Origin of the sequence: Fictibacillus sp. KU28468 (assembly GCF_026153615.1) — a bacterium.
Classification (GTDB): domain Bacteria; phylum Bacillota; class Bacilli; order Bacillales; family Fictibacillaceae; genus Fictibacillus_C; species Fictibacillus_C marinisediminis.
The window spans coordinates 33,070-51,524 of the sequence record NZ_CP110666.1 but is presented as its reverse complement, the minus strand read 5'-3'; the positions used below and the strand labels follow the sequence as shown (position 1 = coordinate 51,524).

Below are 18,455 nucleotides of genomic sequence, written 5' to 3'. Positions count from 1 at the left end.
GAAAACTAGATAACGAAACATCCAAACAAAGCCAACTAATTCATTAGTTGTGCGCTGATTATGCAAGACCCATGATCTAACGATCATGTGAAACGATTCAGCTGAAAAGCTGATTCGGTTAAAGGTTAAGCTAGAAAGGGCGCACGGTGGATGCCTTGGCACTAGGAGCCGAAGAAGGACGGGACGAACACCGATATGCCTCGGGGAGCTGTAAGTAAGCATTGATCCGGGGATTTCCGAATGGGGGAACCCACCATCCGTAATGGGATGGTATCCATATCTGAATACATAGGATATGAGAAGGCAGACCCGGGGAACTGAAACATCTAAGTACCCGGAGGAAGAGAAAGCAAATGCGATTTCCTGAGTAGCGGCGAGCGAAACGGAATCAGCCCAAACCAGAGGGCTTGCCCTCTGGGGTTGTAGGACACTCAACATGGAGTTACAAAGGAACGGGGTAGATGAAGCGGTCTGGAAAGGCCAGCCAAAGAAGGTAACAGCCCTGTAGTTGAAACTTCGTTCCCTCCTGAGTGGATCCTGAGTACGGCGGGACACGTGAAACCCCGTCGGAATCCGGGAGGACCATCTCCCAAGGCTAAATACTCCCTAGTGACCGATAGTGAACCAGTACCGTGAGGGAAAGGTGAAAAGCACCCCGGAAGGGGAGTGAAAGAGATCCTGAAACCGTGTGCCTACAAGTAGTTGGAGCCCATTAACGGGTGACAGCGTGCCTTTTGTAGAATGAACCGGCGAGTTACGATAACGTGCAAGGTTAAGCTGATAAGGCGGAGCCGCAGCGAAAGCGAGTCTGAACAGGGCGCCATAGTACGTTGTCGTAGACCCGAAACCGTGTGATCTACCCATGTCCAGGGTGAAGTTCAGGTAACACTGAATGGAGGCCCGAACCCACGCACGTTGAAAAGTGCGGGGATGAGGTGTGGGTAGGGGTGAAATGCCAATCGAACACGGAGATAGCTGGTTCTCCCCGAAATAGCTTTAGGGCTAGCCTCGCGGCTAGAGTCCTGGAGGTAGAGCACTGATTGGACTAGGGGCCCCCACAGGGTTACCGAATTCAGTCAAACTCCGAATGCCAGAGACTTATCCGCGGGAGTCAGACTGCGAGTGATAAGATCCGTAGTCAAGAGGGAAACAGCCCAGACCATCAGCTAAGGTCCCAAAGTATACGTTAAGTGGGAAAGGATGTGGAGTTGCCCAGACAACCAGGATGTTGGCTTAGAAGCAGCCACCATTTAAAGAGTGCGTAATAGCTCACTGGTCGAGTGACTCTGCGCCGAAAATGTACCGGGGCTAAACGTATCACCGAAGCTATGGATTGTACCTTAGGGTACAGTGGTAGGGGAGCGTTCGAAGTGCGGTGAAGTCAGACCGGAAGGACTGGTGGAGCGCTTTGAAGTGAGAATGCCGGTATGAGTAGCGAAAGACAAGTGAGAATCTTGTCCATCGAAAGCCTAAGGTTTCCTGAGGAAGGCTCGTCCGCTCAGGGTTAGTCGGGACCTAAGCCGAGGCCGAAAGGCGTAGGCGATGGCCAACAGGTTGAAATTCCTGTACCACCTCCTTTCCGTTTGAACGACGGGGGGACGCAGGAAGGTAGGGAGAGCGCGCGATTGGAAATGCGCGTCTAAGCAGTTAGGCTGATTGTGAGGCAAATCCCGCAATCGTGAAGGCTGAGCTGTGACGGCGAGGGAAATTACAGTACCGAAGTCCCTGATCCTACACTGCCAAGAAAAGCCTCTAGTGAGGAAAGAGGTGCCCGTACCGCAAACCGACACAGGTAGGCGAGGAGAGAATCCTAAGATGATCGGGAGAACTCTCGTTAAGGAACTCGGCAAAATGACCCCGTAACTTCGGGAGAAGGGGTGCTCTGATAGGGTTAACGCCCGAGAGAGCCGCAGTGAATAGATCCAAGCGACTGTTTAGCAAAAACACAGGTCTCTGCGAAGCCGCAAGGCGAAGTATAGGGGCTGACACCTGCCCGGTGCTGGAAGGTTAAGAGGAGGGGTTATCCCTTACGGGAGAAGCTCTGAATTGAAGCCCCAGTAAACGGCGGCCGTAACTATAACGGTCCTAAGGTAGCGAAATTCCTTGTCGGGTAAGTTCCGACCCGCACGAAAGGTGTAACGACTTGGATACTGTCTCAACGAGAGACCCGGTGAAATTATAGTACCTGTGAAGATGCAGGTTACCCGCGACAGGACGGAAAGACCCCATGGAGCTTTACTGCAGCTTGATATTGGATTTTGGTACAGTTTGTACAGGATAGGTAGGAGCCTGGGAAGTCGGAGCGCCAGCTTCGATGGAGGCGTCGGTGGGATACTACCCTGACTGTATTGAAATTCTAACCTGGAACCGTGATCCGGTTCGGAGACAGTGTCAGGTGGGCAGTTTGACTGGGGCGGTCGCCTCCTAAATTGTAACGGAGGCGCCCAAAGGTTCCCTCAGAATGGTTGGAAATCATTCGCAGAGTGTAAAGGCACAAGGGAGCTTGACTGCGAGACCTACAAGTCGAGCAGGGACGAAAGTCGGGCTTAGTGATCCGGTGGTTCCGCATGGAAGGGCCATCGCTCAACGGATAAAAGCTACCCTGGGGATAACAGGCTTATCTCCCCCAAGAGTCCACATCGACGGGGAGGTTTGGCACCTCGATGTCGGCTCATCGCATCCTGGGGCTGAAGTAGGTCCCAAGGGTTGGGCTGTTCGCCCATTAAAGCGGTACGCGAGCTGGGTTCAGAACGTCGTGAGACAGTTCGGTCCCTATCCGTCGCGGGCGCAGGAAATTTGAGAGGAGCTGTCCTTAGTACGAGAGGACCGGGATGGACACACCGCTGGTGTACCAGTTGTTCCGCCAGGGGCATAGCTGGGTAGCTACGTGTGGACGGGATAAGTGCTGAAAGCATCTAAGCATGAAGCCCCCCTCAAGATGAGATTTCCCATCACGTCAAGTGAGTAAGACCCCTTAGAGATGATGAGGTTGATAGGTCTGGTGTGGAAGCGTGGTGACACGTGGAGCTGACAGATACTAATCGGTCGAGGGCTTATCCTTAAAATAATCAGAAGTTTGGATGAAAAGTTATCTAGTTTTGAGGGAATATACCTCAAACTAGGTTGAAAAACCTACATATGTCTGGTGGCGATAGCGAAGAGGTCACACCCGTTCCCATACCGAACACGGAAGTTAAGCTCTTCAGCGCCGATGGTAGTTGGGGGCTTCCCCCTGTAAGAGTAGGACGTTGCCGGGCACGAACGAAGCACTGTTGGATGGATTCCAGCAGTGCTTTTTTGTATGTTCTTTTATGAAAATGATGGGTTTGGCAAGTAAAGGGTGAAAAGTCGCACGTAAAGTCTCCATTCCCGCATGTAAATCCTTCAAAGTCGCACGTAAAAGGGCCGAAGCCGCATGTAAACCGTACAAAACCGCAAGTAACGCTCCCGACAACAAAGCAGAACCTTCGAAACCGTATCCATTAGCCACAAAAAGATGATTTTCAAAGAGAATACGAAAGAATAAAGCCTATACAAACTAATTACTTGTTCTATTTTTCATTAAACCATCGAGGGATCAACCAAATAAGGTGGTCTGCATCTCGCTGCTTAGAGCGTGCTCGGAGCAAAGGAAATTCGAAGGTTAGCCATAGCGAAGAGGTCACATCCGTTCCCATACCGAACACGGAAGTTAAGCCCTTCAGCGCCGATGGAAGTTGGGGGCTTGCCCCTGTATAAGTAGGACGTTGCCGGGCATGAACGAAGCACTGTTGGATTGATTTCAGCAGTGCTTTTTTGTATGTTCGTTTTTATGACAATGAGGGGTTTGGCATGTAAAGGCTGAAAAGTCGCACGTAAAGTCTCCATTCCCGCATGTAAACCCTTCAAAGTCGCACGTAAAAAGGCCAAAGCCGCATGAAAACCGTACAAACCCGCAAGTAACAATCATTTAGCCAACGGAATCCAATCATTCAGTCAGAAGCCACTACTTTTACCATCTTGTTCTTCGAGACTAGAACATTTATTTCACTGAATCGGCGGGGAAGGCTTTAATTTTCCAAGACAGACACGAACAAATTCTGTTTCACATACATTGAACTAGAGCCTAAACAGAAACGAAGATTAATAAGGTACGAGAGTATAGAGCGGAGTAACTCTGGAAAGAATGAAGTAATGGAGGTGGATGAAAATGAAATCATCATTGAAACCAACAGGGGAAATGTGTTTAATATGCGAGGAGCATAAGCAGACCGGTATTCATATTTTACATCAATACATTTGTATGGACTGCGAGAAAAAAATAGTTTCTGCTGAAACCAATGACGAGTATTACAAACACTATTTAAATCAATTAAGAAAACTAAAATTAGTTAATTCTTCTGTATAAAACAGGCCAACATGGCCTGTTTTTCTCTTTGGAGCGAAAAGCAGAGAGGTTTGAGGTATGCTAAAATAGAAGGATAAACGTAACTTCATGCAAAAAAAAGGATTGCACATGATAAATGAACAAAGAACCCCCTTATATGATGCCCTCATACGGCATAGCCATAAAACAAAATGGTCCTTTCATGTTCCGGGTCATAAAAATGGAGCCATCGGTTTTGGCGGCAATCAAAACAAAGCCTTTGCCTCCGTTCTTCCTATAGATGTGACAGAGCTGACTGGACTGGATGATCTTCATGAACCATCTGAAGCCATTCAGGAGGCGCAAGCGTTGACGGCTTCCTTGTATGGCGTTAATTCCAGTTATTTTTTAGTGGGAGGAAGTACAGCGGGAAACCTGGTCATGCTTTTGTCCGCTTTTCAAGAGAATGATGTAGTGTTCGTTCAGCGCAATTGCCATAAGTCTGTCTTAAACGGGCTTGAGCTGGCAGGGCTGCGGCCGGTGTTTCTCTCACCGGGCATCAATCCGGTTGGCCAGTTTGCCACTGGTCTTACTCTTGAAGTGGTAAAGGAAGGTGTAAGGAAGTTTCCGGCAGCCAAAGGCATTATGCTGACTAACCCCAACTATTATGGAATGTCGGTGGATCTTAAGGAAATAATTCCTTATTTGCACGAGAACGGACTGGTTGTACTGGTGGATGAAGCCCATGGAGCCCACTTTGGACGGGATGGGCAGTTTCCCGAAAGTGCTCTTGAAGCTGGAGCTGACATGGTTGTTCATTCTGCTCATAAAACACTGCCTGCTATGACCATGGGTGCGTACTTGCATTTCAACAGTTTTCGTATTGATGAAAAGAGGGTAAAACATTATTTACAAGCCCTTCAATCCAGTTCGCCATCTTATCCCATCATGGCCTCGCTTGATTTGGCCAGAGCCTATTTAGCCAGCCTGACGCCAAGAGATTTTAATGAAATAAAAAAAGATGGTGATCATTTCCGGAAAGCTCTGAACCGTATTCCTCAACTAAATGTGCTGCCGGCTTCTGCCGGCTGTCTGATGGACCCTCTAAAAGTTACCGTACAGAGCACGACGGGTCTTACCGGATATGAGCTGCAGGAGAAGCTAGAGGAGAAGGGGATTTTTACGGAACTAGCAGATCCCATGAATGTCCTGTTTGTTCTGCCCCTTGGAAGGATACCGGATCTCAGCGCATTGATTGAAACCATTCAAGGTGCCCTGTCAGACGGGATGTTTCACAAGGAACATTCTCGCATCCCTTTACAGAGGGAAGGGACAGGCATCAGCGCCCTTGCAGTAAGCTATAAAGAGATGCTTAAGATGGAGAGTGCAGAGATATGGATATCCCACTCCTCCGGACACATAGCTGCCCAGTCTGTTATTCCATATCCGCCAGGCATTCCTTTGATTGCCAAGGGAGAACGAATTACTGATGAAATGGTGAAAAACTACCAATATCTATTAGAGCAGGGCGCCCGTTTTCAGGGAGGCCAAGGCAAAAAAATAAACGTATATGCTGAACAGAAGGAAGAATAGACGTGAACGGATTATTTATTACGATAGAGGGCCCGGATGGCTCAGGAAAGTCAACACAGATTAAAAAACTGGCTGATTATTTAGAAGAAAGCCGTATTCCGTATCTTTTAACCCGTGAACCGGGAGGAACAGCGGTCAGCGACCGGATCCGCTCTTTGATTTTAGATCCGGCTCACCCAGAAATGGCGGATGAGACGGAAGTGCTGCTGTATGCCGCTTCACGGGCACAGCATGTGAAAGAAAAAATTGTTCCGGCGTTGCAGGAGGGCACACTGGTACTGTGTGACCGTTTTGTCGATGCGTCCATTGCCTATCAAGCCTATGGACTCGGTATTCCTGTAGAGGACGTAACCGCGATCAATCGCTTTGCAACAGGTGGATTAAGCCCGGACCGAAGCTACCTCATCGATATTTCTCCTGAAGCAGGCAGGGAACGGATGGTCAGCCGATATACTGAAGAAGGACTTGACCGTATAGAGCAGAAACAGCTGGAGTATCATGAGAGAGTAAGATCAGGATTCAGGAAAATTTATTCAGAAAACAAGGAACGTTTTCTTCTTGTAGATGGAAACCAGACTATAGACCAAGTTTTTGATGTCATCAAAAAGGATATTAAACTTCTTCTAGCGAACCGATATAACTAATAAATCACAGGAGGGAAAAAGTATGAAAATGATCATTGCAGTGGTTCAGGATAAGGATAGCAGCCGTTTGGCGGATGCGCTTGTTAAACATGAGTTCCGTGCGACCAAGCTGGCGACGACCGGAGGCTTCCTTAAAGCAGGGAATACGACGTTCATGATTGGTGTGGAAGATCAGCAAGTCGATCGTGTAATGGACATCATCAAAGAGAACTGCAAGAGCCGCAATCAGCTGGTTGCCCCTGTATCGCCGATGGGCGGTAATGCTGATGCATACGTTCCCTATCCTGTTGAAGTAGAAGTTGGAGGAGCCACTGTATTTGTTCTTCCTGTGGAAAGCTTTCAGCAGTTTTAAAATGACGGAGGAATCAAAATGAAAATTGGCCAAGATCCCCGCCCTTTAATCGATACGAAACAAAAAGAAGGAAAGCTCAGCGGAAAAAGCGGACATGCTTTTGGAGAAGCTGTTACGAGCCATCAGGAAAAGCTGCAGTCCAATCAGCTCGGCACTCTTTTTAAGGACGTAGAGAAGCAGGGGCAGCGGCTTGCTCAATATCAGACCATGAGAGATTTTAATCAGTATAAACAGCTTGTGCAGCGTTTTGTAAAAGAAGCTGTTGATTTTGGCATGAATCTGAAACAGAGCCGCGGCTGGAACAGCCAGGGAAGGCAGCAGACCACGAGACTTGTCCAAGAAGTAGATACGAAGCTTCTGGAAATGACAGATTTGATGTTAAAAAAGGAAGAAAAATCAATCGGCCTGCTCGATAAGATCGGTGAAGTCAAAGGTCTTTTGATTAATCTGTATACGTAGGTGGAAAAATGAGCTGGGAACAATTAAGTGAACGGCAGCCAAGAGTTGTAAAAATGTTAACGAATAGTGTTAAGAAGGATCGTCTCGCTCATGCTTATGTGTTTGAGGGGGGTCATGGAACAGGAAAAATGGATATGGCCCTGCAGATCGCAAAAACATTTTTGTGCAGGGAAACAACAAGTGTTGAACCATGCGGAGTATGTAAGGATTGTAAGAGGATCGACTCAGGAAACCATCCGGACGTTCATATCGTCCAGCCTGAAGGGCAATCCATTAAAATTGATCAAATCCGCGGTCTGCAAAAGGAATTTGCTTATCATGGAATGGAATCAGATAAAAAAGTATACATTGTTGAACATGCCGATCGTATGACGGTACAGGCCGCAAACAGCCTGCTTAAATTTTTGGAAGAACCGACGTCATCCACGATCGCCTTTTTATTGACAGAACAGGTGCATCGTCTGCTGGAAACCATTCTTTCCAGGTCACAGGTTGTTTCCTTTTCCCCTCTTCCGTCAGAACAGCTTGTGAAATCTTTGCAGGAAGAGGATATCTCTTTGCCTATGGCTGCTATGGCAGCTGCATTAACGAGTGATAAGTCAGAAGCACTCGAAATTTGTAGGCAAGAGTGGTTTGCACAAGCACGAGACAAAGTGATACAATTAACTGAAGAGTTGAGAACTCGTCCCAGCCAGGTATTTGTTTCATTACAGGATAACTGGTTGTCGTTTTTTAAGGAAAAAGATCAACTCGACAATGCATTAAGCCTTTTACTGATCTGGTACAAAGATCTTTTATTTATACAGCTTTCAGAGCCGGAGCACCTGGTATTTGTCGATCAGCGGCAAGCGTTAGAGCAACAAGCTCTACATACCTCACAGAAAAGAATCAGTGAGAAAATGCTGGCTATCTTAACAGCCAAGCAACGTCTAGGTGCAAACGTAAACCCCCAGCTCCTGATGGAGCAGCTGGTGTTACGATTACGGGAGGGATAAAAGCCTGTGTATGAAGTAGTCGGAGTCCGTTTTAAAAAAGCGGGAAAAATATACTATTTCGATCCTGGCGACCTTGATATCATAAAGGATACATTCGTAATTGTTGAAACAGCGCGCGGAATTGAGTACGGAAAAGTCGTCATAGACAAGAAGCAAGTTGGGGAGAATGATGTTGTACTTCCTTTAAAAAAGGTAGTAAGAAGCGCAAACGAGAAAGATACACTTGCGGTAGATGAAAACAAAAAAGCTGCCCAAAATGCTTTTGAACTGTGTACGGAAAAAATAACCGAGCATAAGCTTGACATGAAATTGGTAGATGTCGAATATACCTTTGACCGAAATAAAGTCATTTTTTATTTCACTGCAGATGGACGCATCGATTTTAGGGAACTGGTTAAAGATCTCGCTTCCATTTTTCGGACGCGGATCGAGCTTCGGCAAATCGGAGTCCGTGATGAAGCAAAAATGCTCGGAGGCATCGGCCCATGCGGAAGAATGCTGTGCTGTTCCACTTTTCTTGGTGACTTTGAACCCGTATCAATTAAAATGGCCAAAGACCAGAATCTATCGCTTAACCCCGCAAAGATTTCTGGATTATGCGGCCGTTTAATGTGCTGTTTAAAATACGAAAACGATTATTATGAAGAAGTCAAAAGAGAGCTTCCAGATGTGGGTGAACATATCGCCACTCCAGATGGAAGAGGTCGCGTTGTTGGATTGAATATGCTCGAAAAACTTGTACAGGTCGAACTGCCGGAACTTGAAAAAGTAACGGAATATACAATTGAAGAGCTCATGAAAGAAAAGGAATTATTTACGCAAGCTACAGAATAACGAGGTGGAAAGCACGTGGAGAAAGATCAGATTTTTTCCCGGGTGACCCATATGGAGCAGCAATTGGCAGCTTTAACGGAACAAATTGGAGACTTAAAAGCAGACCTTGTCGCCTTATTGGAACAGAATCACAACCTGCAAATGGAAAATTACAATTTGCGAAGTGCTCTGAAGCCACAGGAAAAAAAAGGATCCAACTCCTCTGTTAAAAAGCGGCCATTGCCACAAGAATCGGCAGATATCGGGGAAGGCTATGACAACCTGGCCAGGCTGTATCAAGAAGGATTTCATATTTGCAATCTTCATTATGGAAGTGTGCGAACAGAGGGCGACTGCCTGTTCTGTCTGTCATTTCTTAATAAAAAATAAAGAGTCTTTCCAAAGGGGAAGACTCTTTTCTGTGTTTAAAGAAAAACTCTGTTCGTCAATGTTGTTGATTTTGAGCAGGGTGTGATTTAATCAACAATATGCTTTAACAAAGCCAAAGAAAAAAGTGAAGCAGAAAGAGTGATGAAATGGAAAACCTGTTAAAAGGAGACGAACGGTTAGACTATCTAGTTGATGAATCTTTGAAAATCATACAGAGCCCATCCGTCTTTTCTTTTTCTCTGGATGCCGTACTGCTGAGCAGGTTTGCCTACGTACCCATTCAAAAGGGAAACATTATCGATCTTTGCACAGGAAACGGAGCCGTCGCCTTGTTATTGACACAGCGTTCGAAGGCTGCCATCACAGGAGTTGAGATTCAGGAACGGCTGAGTGATATGGCCGGCCGTAGCGTGGAAGTTAATGGGATGCAGGATCAGGTTTCAATACTGACAGACAACATCATCAATCTTCCTGGAAAGCTTGGTACAGGAAAGTTTGATACGGTTGTGTGCAATCCGCCGTATTTTACCTCGGTAAATGAAAAAGATTATAATGAGAACCCTCATTTGGCGGTAGCCAGGCACGAGATCCATTGTACACTTGGAGATGTGATCTCAGTGAGCAGCAAGCTGGTAAAGCAGGGAGGTAAAGCTGCGTTCGTCCACCGTCCTCAGCGGCTGATGGATATATTGAGCCTGATGAGAAAATATAGGCTTGAGCCCAAAAGGCTGCAGTTTGTTTATCCAAAGCAAGGCGGTGAGGCGAACATGCTTCTTGTCGAGGGAATGAAGGACGGCAAGCCTGATCTTCATATTCTCCCCCCGCTGACTGTGTATGGAGAAGACGGGCAATATACGGAAGAATTGAAGAAGGTCTTCTATGGAAAATAAATTTTATGTTTATATTCTGAAGTGCATTGATGATACCCTCTATACCGGCTATACCAATAACCTGGAAAAGCGGGTACTGGCTCATGAATCAGGAAAGGGAGCAAAGTACACGAGAGGGAGAGCTCCGCTGCAGCTTGTTTTCTCCGCTGATTTTCCAACTAAAGAAGATGCGATGAAAGCAGAATACCGAATAAAAAGAATGACGAAGAAAGAGAAGGAACACTTGATCAAGGAAGGAGGCGCTGTATACCATGTGGCAGCAGAGCAGCTATCAGAGCGGTCATGAAACAGGTTTACTCTATTTAGTTCCTACGCCGATTGGAAATCTGGAGGACATGACTTTCCGTGCGATACGGATTTTAAAGGAAGCTGATTACATAGGAGCGGAAGATACGAGGCAGACGAAAAAGCTCTGCAATTACTTTGAGATCCAGACCCCTCTTTTCAGCTACCATGAACATAATAAAGAAGTGAGCGGCATGAAGCTAATCGACCTGCTGAAAGAAGGAAAAACAGTGGCACTTGTATCAGATGCAGGAACACCGGCCATTTCCGATCCGGGCTATGAACTTGTTGTGAGCGCACTGGAGGAAAAGATTCCTGTTGTTCCTCTCCCCGGGGCGAATGCGGCATTATCTTCATTAATTGCTTCAGGACTTAATACGAAGGATTTTTACTTTTACGGATTTTTGCCACGGGGCAAGAAAGAAAAGAAAGAACAGCTTGAGCGGCTCAAGTCCTTTCCATTTACGATGATCTTTTATGAGTCTCCCCATCGGCTGAAAGAAACCCTATCCATTATGCATGACATTTTGGGTGAGCGGAGTGTTTCAATGGCGAGAGAATTGACAAAGAAATATGAGGAGTTCATCAGAGGCCCATTAAGCACGTTGGTGGATTGGACTAAGGAAGCAGAGATCAGAGGCGAGTTTTGCCTGGTGGTGGAAGGCTCGTCAGATGCACCTGAAGAAAAGGCAGAATCTCAGTGGTGGGATCCTATGACGCTTGTTGAACACGTCCAGCATTACATCGATAAAGAACAGCTAAAAAGTAAAGAAGCGGTAAAAAAAGCAGCGGCAGACCGAAATCTGCCAAAGCGAGAAGTATACCAAGCCTATCACGTTGAAAATGAAAGCTAAACACATAAAAAAGAGCCTCCTGTCATCAGGAGGCTCTTTTTTGTTCGATCTTTATTTTGTTGCTTGAAGTTGTTTTTGAAGTTCATTCATGATTTCTTGTGCGCCTTCTGGGCTAAGAATGATTTTGCCGCCAGCAAGTGAGTAGTTGTCATCAGAAACTTCCCCGGTTACTGCACAAGTCATATTGGGCTTGTATTTTTTAAGGATGATGCGGTCATCATCAACGTAGATTTCAAGTGCGTCTTTTTCAGCAATTCCGAGTGTGCGTCGTAATTCGATTGGAATTACCACACGTCCTAGTTCATCAACTTTACGAACAATACCTGTAGATTTCATTTTAGTAATCTCCTCCCGAATAGTAGATATTTAAATCCTAATATTATTTATATATATAATCGTCAGAATTCGACAAAATCTTACGGATTCATCATAACAATATTTCCAGATGGGGTCAACTATTTTGCAAACAAAAATTTCTCTATTTATTTACCCGTTTTTCTATAAGTTCAATCATACCAGATTATCTTTACAAACAGGTAAAAATAGCTTTAGAAAATTATTCTTGTTTTTCAAAAAAATTACTGGGAATTATTCTTGATAAATTCGTCATTATTCGACAAAACTGACTTTTAAAAAATACTCCCTTAGCCTATTCTTCACCGTACATCCTGTTTACCTTGACATGACTTTACGGGATTAGGTATATTTTGAGTGAAGAAAAGAGCATAATGAAAGTATTTACATAAGTGATTTCGCACTTGTTTTGTATTTTATGTCCCAGAACAAACATTTTTTTACACTTTTCATAGAACTGACAAATTTGAAAGTCGAAATGAGCAGTCACTTTTTTCTGTAAATAAAATGTCCCTCTTTTTGCAGGGGCTTTTTTCATAGTTTATTAAATTTTTTAACCGGAGGAATTCATTATGGGAGAAAAAACATTTTATATTACAACACCAATATATTATCCAAGCGGAAAACTCCATATCGGCCACGCGTACACCACAGTAGCGGGCGATGCCTTGGCAAGATATAAACGCTTAAAAGGTTATGAAGTTATGTATTTGACTGGAACAGATGAGCACGGCCAAAAAATTCAGCAGAAGGCGGAAGAGAACGGAGTAACTCCGCAGCAATATGTAGATGAAATCGTGACGGGGATCAAAGATCTTTGGCAGAAACTCGATATATCTTACGATGACTTCATCCGTACAACCGAAGACAGGCATAAAGAGGGTGTAGAGAAAATCTTTAAGCGGCTTCTTGATCAAGGAGATATTTACCTTGGCGAGTATGAAGGCTGGTACTGTACGCCGTGTGAATCCTTCTTCACTGAGACTCAGCTTGTCGACGGAAAATGCCCGGACTGCGGAAGAGAAGTAAAGCGCGTAAAGGAAGAGAGCTATTTCTTTAATATGAGCAAGTATGCGGACAGGCTTCTTCAGTTCTATGAAGAGAATCCGGAGTTCATTCAGCCGGAATCCCGCAAAAATGAGATGATCAATAACTTTATCAAGCCTGGGTTAGAGGATCTCGCGGTTTCCCGTACGTCTTTCGACTGGGGTGTGAAGGTGCCTGGCAATCCGAAGCATGTTATCTATGTGTGGATTGATGCGCTTTCCAATTATATTACAGCGCTCGGTTATGGATCAGAAAACGATGAAAAGTATAAAACATTCTGGCCGGCAAATGTTCATCTCGTCGGGAAAGAGATCGTCAGGTTCCATACGATTTACTGGCCGATCATGCTGATGGCACTGGACCTTCCGCTTCCCAAAAAAGTCTTTGCCCACGGCTGGCTGCTTATGAAGGACGGAAAAATGTCCAAATCCAAAGGAAACGTTGTCGATCCGATAACCTTGATCGACCGATATGGATTGGATGCCCTGCGCTATTATCTTCTCCGTGAAGTTCCTTTTGGTTCTGACGGCGTGTTCACGCCTGAAAGTTTTGTAGACCGGGTGAACCATGACCTTGCCAATGACCTGGGCAATCTTGTGAACCGTACGGTGGCGATGATCAATAAATACTTTGATGGCGCCATTCCTGACTACGAAGGCAATGTGACGAACTTTGATCAGACTCTTGTTGATTTTGTTCAGAATACCGTTAAAAAAGCAGAAGAATCTTTGGAGAACATGGAGTTTTCGGTGGCTTTAAGCAGCATCTGGCAATTGATCAGCCGCACGAATAAATATATCGATGAAACCCAGCCTTGGATCCTGGCAAAAAATGAAGAAGACAAAAAGGCTCTGGCAGCAGTCATGTATCATTTGGCGGAGTCCATCCGTATAGTTTCCGTATTGATTCAGCCGTTCCTGACAAATGCGCCTGCGAAAATCTGGGGACAGCTTGGGATCCAGGAAGGTGAGCTTACAGACTGGAACACCGTCTATGAATTTGGAAAACTGCCGGAAGGAACAAAGGTTCAAAAAGGAAATCCAATCTTCCCTCGTCTTGAAACTGAGGAAGAAGTGAGCTATATTCAGCAGTCTATGGGTGGTGCACCTGCTGCAGAGCAAGAAGAGAAGACGCCGGTAGCTATCGTTGAAAAAAAAGAAACAGCTGAGATCTCGATCGATGATTTTATGAAAGTTGACCTTCGAGTGGCTCAAGTCATCGAGGCGGAGCCAGTGAAAAAAGCGGACAAACTTTTAAAGCTTCAGCTAGATCTCGGGTATGAGAAAAGGCAGGTTGTCTCAGGTATTGCAAAGTATTACCGGCCTGAAGACTTGATAGGACAAAAAGTCATTTGCGTCACCAACCTTAAACCGGTAAAACTCCGGGGTGAACTGTCAGAAGGCATGATCCTCGCTGGTTCAGCAGGAGATCAGCTGACATTGGCAACGGTCGATCAAAGCTTGCCGAATGGAGCAAAAGTCAAATAAAGTACGCGTGAAAGGGGAGCCTAAAAGGGTTCCCTTTTTTAATTTTACCAGGGGTCAAATGGGGCATGTTATTTCCAGTATGTAATAAAACTGTAATGCAATTGTTATCCAGACGTCTTGGTGTTATAGGACAAAGGTATGATAAACTGTGAAAGTATTAATTAGGAGGGCTTTCTTCATGTTTGATACACACGCACATTTAAATGCAATTCAGTTTGAAGAAGATCTTGAAGAGGTAATACAAAGAGCTTTGGATGAAGGAATTTCACATATTGTTGTCGTTGGGTTTGACCGGCCGACAATCAAAGGCGCTATAAAGTTGGCTGATACATATGATTTTATCTATGCAGCTGTAGGATGGCACCCCGTGGACGCGGTGGATATGACACCGGAAGATTTACAGTGGATCGAAGAACTCGCAGCTCACCCCAAAGTGGTGGCTTTAGGTGAGATGGGGCTGGATTACCATTGGGATAAATCACCGGAAGAGGTTCAGAAAGATGTCTTTCGCCAACAGATTCAACTGGCTAAGAAAGTGAAGCTTCCGATTATTATTCATAATCGCGATGCGACACAGGATGTCGTTGATATTCTTAAAAGCGAAGGTGCCGAGGAAGTTGGCGGAATCATGCACTGTTACAGTGGCAGCCTGGAGGTTGCTAAACAGTGTTTGGACATGAACTTCTACATTTCTTTTGGCGGGCCAGTTACATTTAAAAATGCCAAGAAACCAAAAGAAGTGGCGAAAGAAATCCCGATCGACCGGCTCCTTATCGAAACGGATTGTCCTTACCTAAGTCCCCATCCGCTCAGGGGCAAGCGAAATGAACCATCATATGTAAAGTACGTAGCTGAGGCTATCGCCGAGTTAAGAGAAATGCCTCTGGAAGATTTAGTTAAAAAAACTTCCGACAATGCCAGACAATTATTCGGCATCAATCGCTGACCGGTTTTGTCGAAAAGAGAAAAAAACAGGCAAAAAACGTTGTAAATCCAGCAAATTCAACATTACGGAAGAGGAAACTGTCGAACGGTTTTCCTTCCCTTTTCACCCTTTTTCCTTACATAATTGGGCTTGTGTAATTAATTTGCATAAAAGGGGGGATTTGACAACGAATTATTCAACGATTATACTTCAATCCTTGTAAAGGGGGAATGGATGACATGAACAGGAGCAAGAGTAAGCTTTTTTATGATTTCTTCACGAAAAAGCTCGTAATGGCTGCTGCCGCGATCATCGTTCTGGCTGTAACAACAGGTTTCGTAAGCTATGAAACTTCGAAAACCGACGTTATGATCATGGTTGATGGGAAAGAGAAATCGTTTAGTTCACACGCAGAAAATGTTAGGGATGCACTTTCTGACTATGGTATATCGGTTAACCGCCATGATGAGGTGGAACCAGGATTAAACGAGCCGCTTAAAAACGGCATGAAGATTGAGTATACACCTGCACATAAAATTAACTTTACGCAGGATGGAGAAAAACAATCGGTTTGGTCAACAGCCAGCACTGTTAAAGAATTTTTAGGCGAACGCAATATCAGCGTGAACCAGCATGATAAACTTAAGCCTGGTTTAGCAACGCCGCTCAAAACCCAGCAGCACATAAACCTTCAGCAAGCTGTCTCAGTTGACCTTGTTGTAGGCGGAAAAGAAAAGCAAGTTTGGACCACTTCGACTACGGTCGCTGACCTTTTAAAACAAAACAAAGTGAAACTAGGGGATCTTGACCGGGTAGAGCCCGCTAAAGAGACGAAGTTAAACAACGACATGAAGGTTAATATCATCAGAGTAGAAAAGGTCACCGATGTAGTGGAAGAAGATACGCCGTTTGCTACCGTCACCCGTAAAGACGGAAAACTGGCAAAAGGAAAAGAGAAAGTGGTAGAACCGGGCTCCAAAGGCCGGGTATCGAAAAAGTATGAGGTCGTACTTGAAAATGGGAAAGAGGTTTCCCGAAAATTAAAAAGTAAAAAAACATTGGAAGATAGTTCAGATAAGGTAATAGCCGAAGGCACAAAGCCGAAACCTGTTACGGTTTCGCGCGGAAAGAGTGCTCCTTCCGGAGGCAAGGAACTTTATGTTACAAGTACCGCTTACACTGCGAGCTGCGCCGGATGTTCGGGCAAGACGAGGACAGGCCTGAACCTTCACGCCAATCCTAATGCGAAAGTCATCGCGGTAGACCCAAAAGTCATTCCGCTTGGGAGCAAAGTGTATGTAGAAGGCTATGGCTATGCTATCGCTTCTGATACAGGCGGTGCCATCAATGGCAATCGCATCGATGTTTTCTTCTCCTCTCAGTCAGAGGCTGTCAAATGGGGAAGAAAAACGGTAAGAGTTAAAATTATTAAATAAAGCTAAATTCCAGATATAGAAGAGAAGCAGGGGAGCTGTGTCCATACCCGCAAAAGCGGGTATGGATGCCAATCCTCTGCTTTTTATTTTCCTTAAGGGAAAGTAAGGGTATACTAGGAAGTAGTTTTTTGCATGACCTGGGAGGAAATCATGAAAATTAAAGAAATAATTGTGGTTGAAGGCAAAAGTGATACCATCGTGATACAGAATGCGGTCAATGCGGACACCATTGAAACAAACGGTTCAGAAATAAGTGATGAAACGATAGAACAGATCAGGCTTGCTCAGGAAAAAAGAGGGGTTATCGTGTTTACAGATCCTGATTATCCGGGGGAGCGCATCCGGAAAATTATTTCAAACAAGATACCCGGTTGCAAGCATGCATTTCTTCCCAAAAAGGAAGCGATGGCAAGAAATAAAAAAGGCATTGGAGTGGAGCATGCCTCAAAGGATTCAATAAGAGAAGCACTGCGTCATGTAAAAGAAGAATATATAGAAGAAACGGAAAAAATTTCATGGAACGATCTTGTAACAGCAGGGCTAATCGGCGGACAGCAGGCAAAAGCCAGAAGAGAAAAGCTTGGAAAGAGCTTAAAGATCGGATATATGAACGGAAAGCAGCTGCACAAGCGCTTGATGATGTTTCAGATTACTGAACAGCAATTTGCTGATGCCATGAAGGAAATTCTACAGGAGGAACAGGAAAGATGAAGGATATCTCAAATCCGCAAAGTACAAAAGCCATACTGAAGAAACATGGCTTCACATTTAAAAAAAGTCTCGGTCAGAACTTTTTGATTGACCGTAATATACTGAACAATATCGTTGCCCAGGCTGATTTAACAGAGGAATCCGGGGCTATAGAAATCGGGCCGGGAATTGGTGCGTTGACAGAGCATATCGCTCGCCAGGCAAAAAAGGTCGTTGCTTTTGAGATTGACCAGCGGCTGCTTCCCATCTTAAGCGAGACGCTGGAGCCTTATCCTCATGTAAAAGTTATTCATTCTGATATTCTTGAGGCGGATGTTTCTCAAGTGATAGGACAAGAGTTTGAAGGGATAGAGGATATTATGGTTGTGGCAAATCTTCCTTATTATGTGACCACACCAATCATTATGAAGCTCTTAACGGAAAAGCTTCCGATCCGGGGAATCGTCTGTATGATCCAAAAAGAGGTAGCGGACAGGCTTGCAGCTAAACCGGGAACGAAGGATTACAATTCCTTGTCGATTGCTGTACAGTACTATGCGGAAGCAGAAACGGTTCTGAAAGTGCCTAAAACGGTTTTTGTGCCGGCGCCTAACGTGGACTCTGCCGTTATCAGGCTGACCCTGAGAAAAGAGCCGCCTGTTCAAGTAAAGGATGAAACCTTCTTCTTTGAAGTGATTCGTTCCTCTTTTGGCCAAAGAAGAAAAACACTTTGGAACAACTTGCTGAATAACCTTCCATTAAAAGAGAAGAGAGAAGAGCTCCAAGAAGTTTTTGATGAAATTCAGATCGATCCAAAACGAAGAGGCGAGACCCTGACCATCGAAGAATTTGCAAAACTTGCAGACGCTTTAGCTCCCCTTCTAAAATGAGACTCA

Annotated in this window: 17 protein-coding genes and 3 rRNA genes; 19 read left to right on the top strand and 1 reads right to left on the bottom strand. The window is 45.0% G+C overall.

What is annotated here, in order from left to right; translation table 11 throughout:
- Positions 1-123: 123 nt before the first annotated feature.
- The 14 genes from OKX00_RS00275 to rsmI all read left to right on the top strand — a co-directional run bounded on the left by OKX00_RS00275 (position 124) and on the right by rsmI (position 11,620).
- Positions 124-3,061 (top strand): 23S ribosomal RNA (locus OKX00_RS00275).
- An 80-nt stretch (positions 3,062-3,141) separates the two neighbouring features.
- Positions 3,142-3,257 (top strand): 5S ribosomal RNA (gene rrf / locus OKX00_RS00270).
- A gap of 381 nt (positions 3,258-3,638) precedes the next feature.
- Positions 3,639-3,755, top strand: a 5S ribosomal RNA gene (gene rrf, locus OKX00_RS00265).
- Positions 3,756-4,183: 428 nt separating this feature from the next.
- On the top strand, positions 4,184-4,387 hold the full coding sequence (locus OKX00_RS23190) for a sigma factor G inhibitor Gin (protein WP_322114338.1): 204 nt from the start codon (positions 4,184-4,186) through the stop codon (positions 4,385-4,387).
- 111 nt (positions 4,388-4,498) lie between these two features.
- A complete protein-coding gene (locus tag OKX00_RS00255) occupies positions 4,499-5,938 on the top strand; it encodes an aminotransferase class I/II-fold pyridoxal phosphate-dependent enzyme (protein ID WP_265410617.1) in 1,440 nt (479 codons plus the stop codon).
- Positions 5,939-5,940: 2 nt separating this feature from the next.
- Positions 5,941-6,582 carry a dTMP kinase gene (tmk, locus tag OKX00_RS00250; RefSeq protein ID WP_248251022.1) on the top strand — a complete coding sequence of 214 codons (642 nt, stop codon included), beginning with the start codon at positions 5,941-5,943 and terminating at the stop codon, positions 6,580-6,582.
- A gap of 22 nt (positions 6,583-6,604) precedes the next feature.
- Positions 6,605-6,934, top strand: coding sequence for a cyclic-di-AMP receptor (locus tag OKX00_RS00245; protein WP_053356283.1), 330 nt, complete (start codon positions 6,605-6,607; stop codon positions 6,932-6,934).
- A gap of 18 nt (positions 6,935-6,952) precedes the next feature.
- Positions 6,953-7,393, top strand: coding sequence for a YaaR family protein (locus tag OKX00_RS00240; protein ID WP_265408985.1), 441 nt, complete (start codon positions 6,953-6,955; stop codon positions 7,391-7,393).
- A gap of 8 nt (positions 7,394-7,401) precedes the next feature.
- Entirely contained in the window at positions 7,402-8,388 is a 987-nt protein-coding gene (gene holB / locus OKX00_RS00235) for a DNA polymerase III subunit delta' (protein ID WP_265408984.1), read from the top strand.
- A 6-nt stretch (positions 8,389-8,394) separates the two neighbouring features.
- On the top strand, positions 8,395-9,222 hold the full coding sequence (locus OKX00_RS00230) for a PSP1 domain-containing protein (RefSeq protein WP_053356280.1): 828 nt from the start codon (positions 8,395-8,397) through the stop codon (positions 9,220-9,222).
- 15 nt (positions 9,223-9,237) lie between these two features.
- Positions 9,238-9,591: a DNA replication initiation control protein YabA gene (gene yabA / locus OKX00_RS00225; protein ID WP_053356279.1), complete on the top strand. Its 354-nt coding sequence runs from the start codon at positions 9,238-9,240 to the stop codon at positions 9,589-9,591.
- A gap of 146 nt (positions 9,592-9,737) precedes the next feature.
- A complete protein-coding gene (locus tag OKX00_RS00220; protein WP_265408983.1) occupies positions 9,738-10,481 on the top strand; it encodes a tRNA1(Val) (adenine(37)-N6)-methyltransferase in 744 nt (247 codons plus the stop codon).
- Positions 10,471-10,767 (top strand): GIY-YIG nuclease family protein, encoded by a 297-nt coding sequence (locus tag OKX00_RS00215; RefSeq protein WP_062240368.1) that lies wholly within the window; start codon positions 10,471-10,473, stop codon positions 10,765-10,767. The genes OKX00_RS00220 and OKX00_RS00215 overlap by 11 nt, the downstream gene beginning before the upstream one ends.
- Positions 10,733-11,620, top strand: coding sequence for a 16S rRNA (cytidine(1402)-2'-O)-methyltransferase (gene rsmI / locus OKX00_RS00210; protein WP_265408982.1), 888 nt, complete (start codon positions 10,733-10,735; stop codon positions 11,618-11,620). Before OKX00_RS00215 ends, rsmI begins: the two co-directional genes overlap by 35 nt.
- Before the next feature lie 51 nt (positions 11,621-11,671).
- Here the strand turns inward: rsmI and OKX00_RS00205 are convergent, their stop codons facing one another.
- A complete protein-coding gene (locus OKX00_RS00205; protein ID WP_053356275.1) occupies positions 11,672-11,956 on the bottom strand; it encodes a transition state genes transcriptional regulator AbrB in 285 nt (94 codons plus the stop codon).
- A gap of 590 nt (positions 11,957-12,546) precedes the next feature.
- Here OKX00_RS00205 and metG point away from each other — a divergent pair.
- From metG to rsmA, 5 genes are all read left to right on the top strand, one after another.
- Positions 12,547-14,508 carry a methionine--tRNA ligase gene (gene metG / locus OKX00_RS00200; RefSeq protein WP_265408981.1) on the top strand — a complete coding sequence of 654 codons (1,962 nt, stop codon included), beginning with the start codon at positions 12,547-12,549 and terminating at the stop codon, positions 14,506-14,508.
- A gap of 178 nt (positions 14,509-14,686) precedes the next feature.
- Positions 14,687-15,454, top strand: coding sequence for a TatD family hydrolase (locus OKX00_RS00195; protein WP_265408980.1), 768 nt, complete (start codon positions 14,687-14,689; stop codon positions 15,452-15,454).
- A 218-nt stretch (positions 15,455-15,672) separates the two neighbouring features.
- Positions 15,673-16,869, top strand: a complete 1,197-nt coding sequence (locus OKX00_RS23185; RefSeq protein ID WP_062240364.1) for a G5 and 3D domain-containing protein — start codon at positions 15,673-15,675, stop codon at positions 16,867-16,869.
- Positions 16,870-17,019: 150 nt separating this feature from the next.
- Positions 17,020-17,580, top strand: coding sequence for a ribonuclease M5 (gene rnmV / locus OKX00_RS00180; RefSeq protein WP_062240387.1), 561 nt, complete (start codon positions 17,020-17,022; stop codon positions 17,578-17,580).
- Positions 17,577-18,449, top strand: coding sequence for a 16S rRNA (adenine(1518)-N(6)/adenine(1519)-N(6))-dimethyltransferase RsmA (gene rsmA / locus OKX00_RS00175; protein ID WP_053356271.1), 873 nt, complete (start codon positions 17,577-17,579; stop codon positions 18,447-18,449). Before rnmV ends, rsmA begins: the two co-directional genes overlap by 4 nt.
- Positions 18,450-18,455 lie beyond the last annotated feature (6 nt).

Bases quoted from the DNA above. Each gene is read 5' to 3' on its own strand.
- holB (WP_265408984.1), top strand. From the start codon at position 7,402: ATGAGCTGGGAACAATTAAGTGAACGGCAGCCAAGAGTTGTAAAAATG.
- OKX00_RS23190 (WP_322114338.1), top strand. From the start codon at position 4,184: ATGAAAATGAAATCATCATTGAAACCAACAGGGGAAATGTGTTTAATA.
- rsmI (WP_265408982.1), top strand. From the start codon at position 10,733: ATGTGGCAGCAGAGCAGCTATCAGAGCGGTCATGAAACAGGTTTACTC.
- OKX00_RS00220 (WP_265408983.1), top strand. From the start codon at position 9,738: ATGGAAAACCTGTTAAAAGGAGACGAACGGTTAGACTATCTAGTTGAT.
- rnmV (WP_062240387.1), top strand. From the start codon at position 17,020: ATGAAAATTAAAGAAATAATTGTGGTTGAAGGCAAAAGTGATACCATC.
- metG (WP_265408981.1), top strand. From the start codon at position 12,547: ATGGGAGAAAAAACATTTTATATTACAACACCAATATATTATCCAAGC.
- OKX00_RS00240 (WP_265408985.1), top strand. From the start codon at position 6,953: ATGAAAATTGGCCAAGATCCCCGCCCTTTAATCGATACGAAACAAAAA.
- OKX00_RS00215 (WP_062240368.1), top strand. From the start codon at position 10,471: ATGGAAAATAAATTTTATGTTTATATTCTGAAGTGCATTGATGATACC.
- OKX00_RS00245 (WP_053356283.1), top strand. From the start codon at position 6,605: ATGAAAATGATCATTGCAGTGGTTCAGGATAAGGATAGCAGCCGTTTG.
- rsmA (WP_053356271.1), top strand. From the start codon at position 17,577: ATGAAGGATATCTCAAATCCGCAAAGTACAAAAGCCATACTGAAGAAA.
- OKX00_RS00205 (WP_053356275.1), bottom strand. From the start codon at position 11,956: ATGAAATCTACAGGTATTGTTCGTAAAGTTGATGAACTAGGACGTGTG.
- OKX00_RS00195 (WP_265408980.1), top strand. From the start codon at position 14,687: ATGTTTGATACACACGCACATTTAAATGCAATTCAGTTTGAAGAAGAT.
- OKX00_RS23185 (WP_062240364.1), top strand. From the start codon at position 15,673: ATGAACAGGAGCAAGAGTAAGCTTTTTTATGATTTCTTCACGAAAAAG.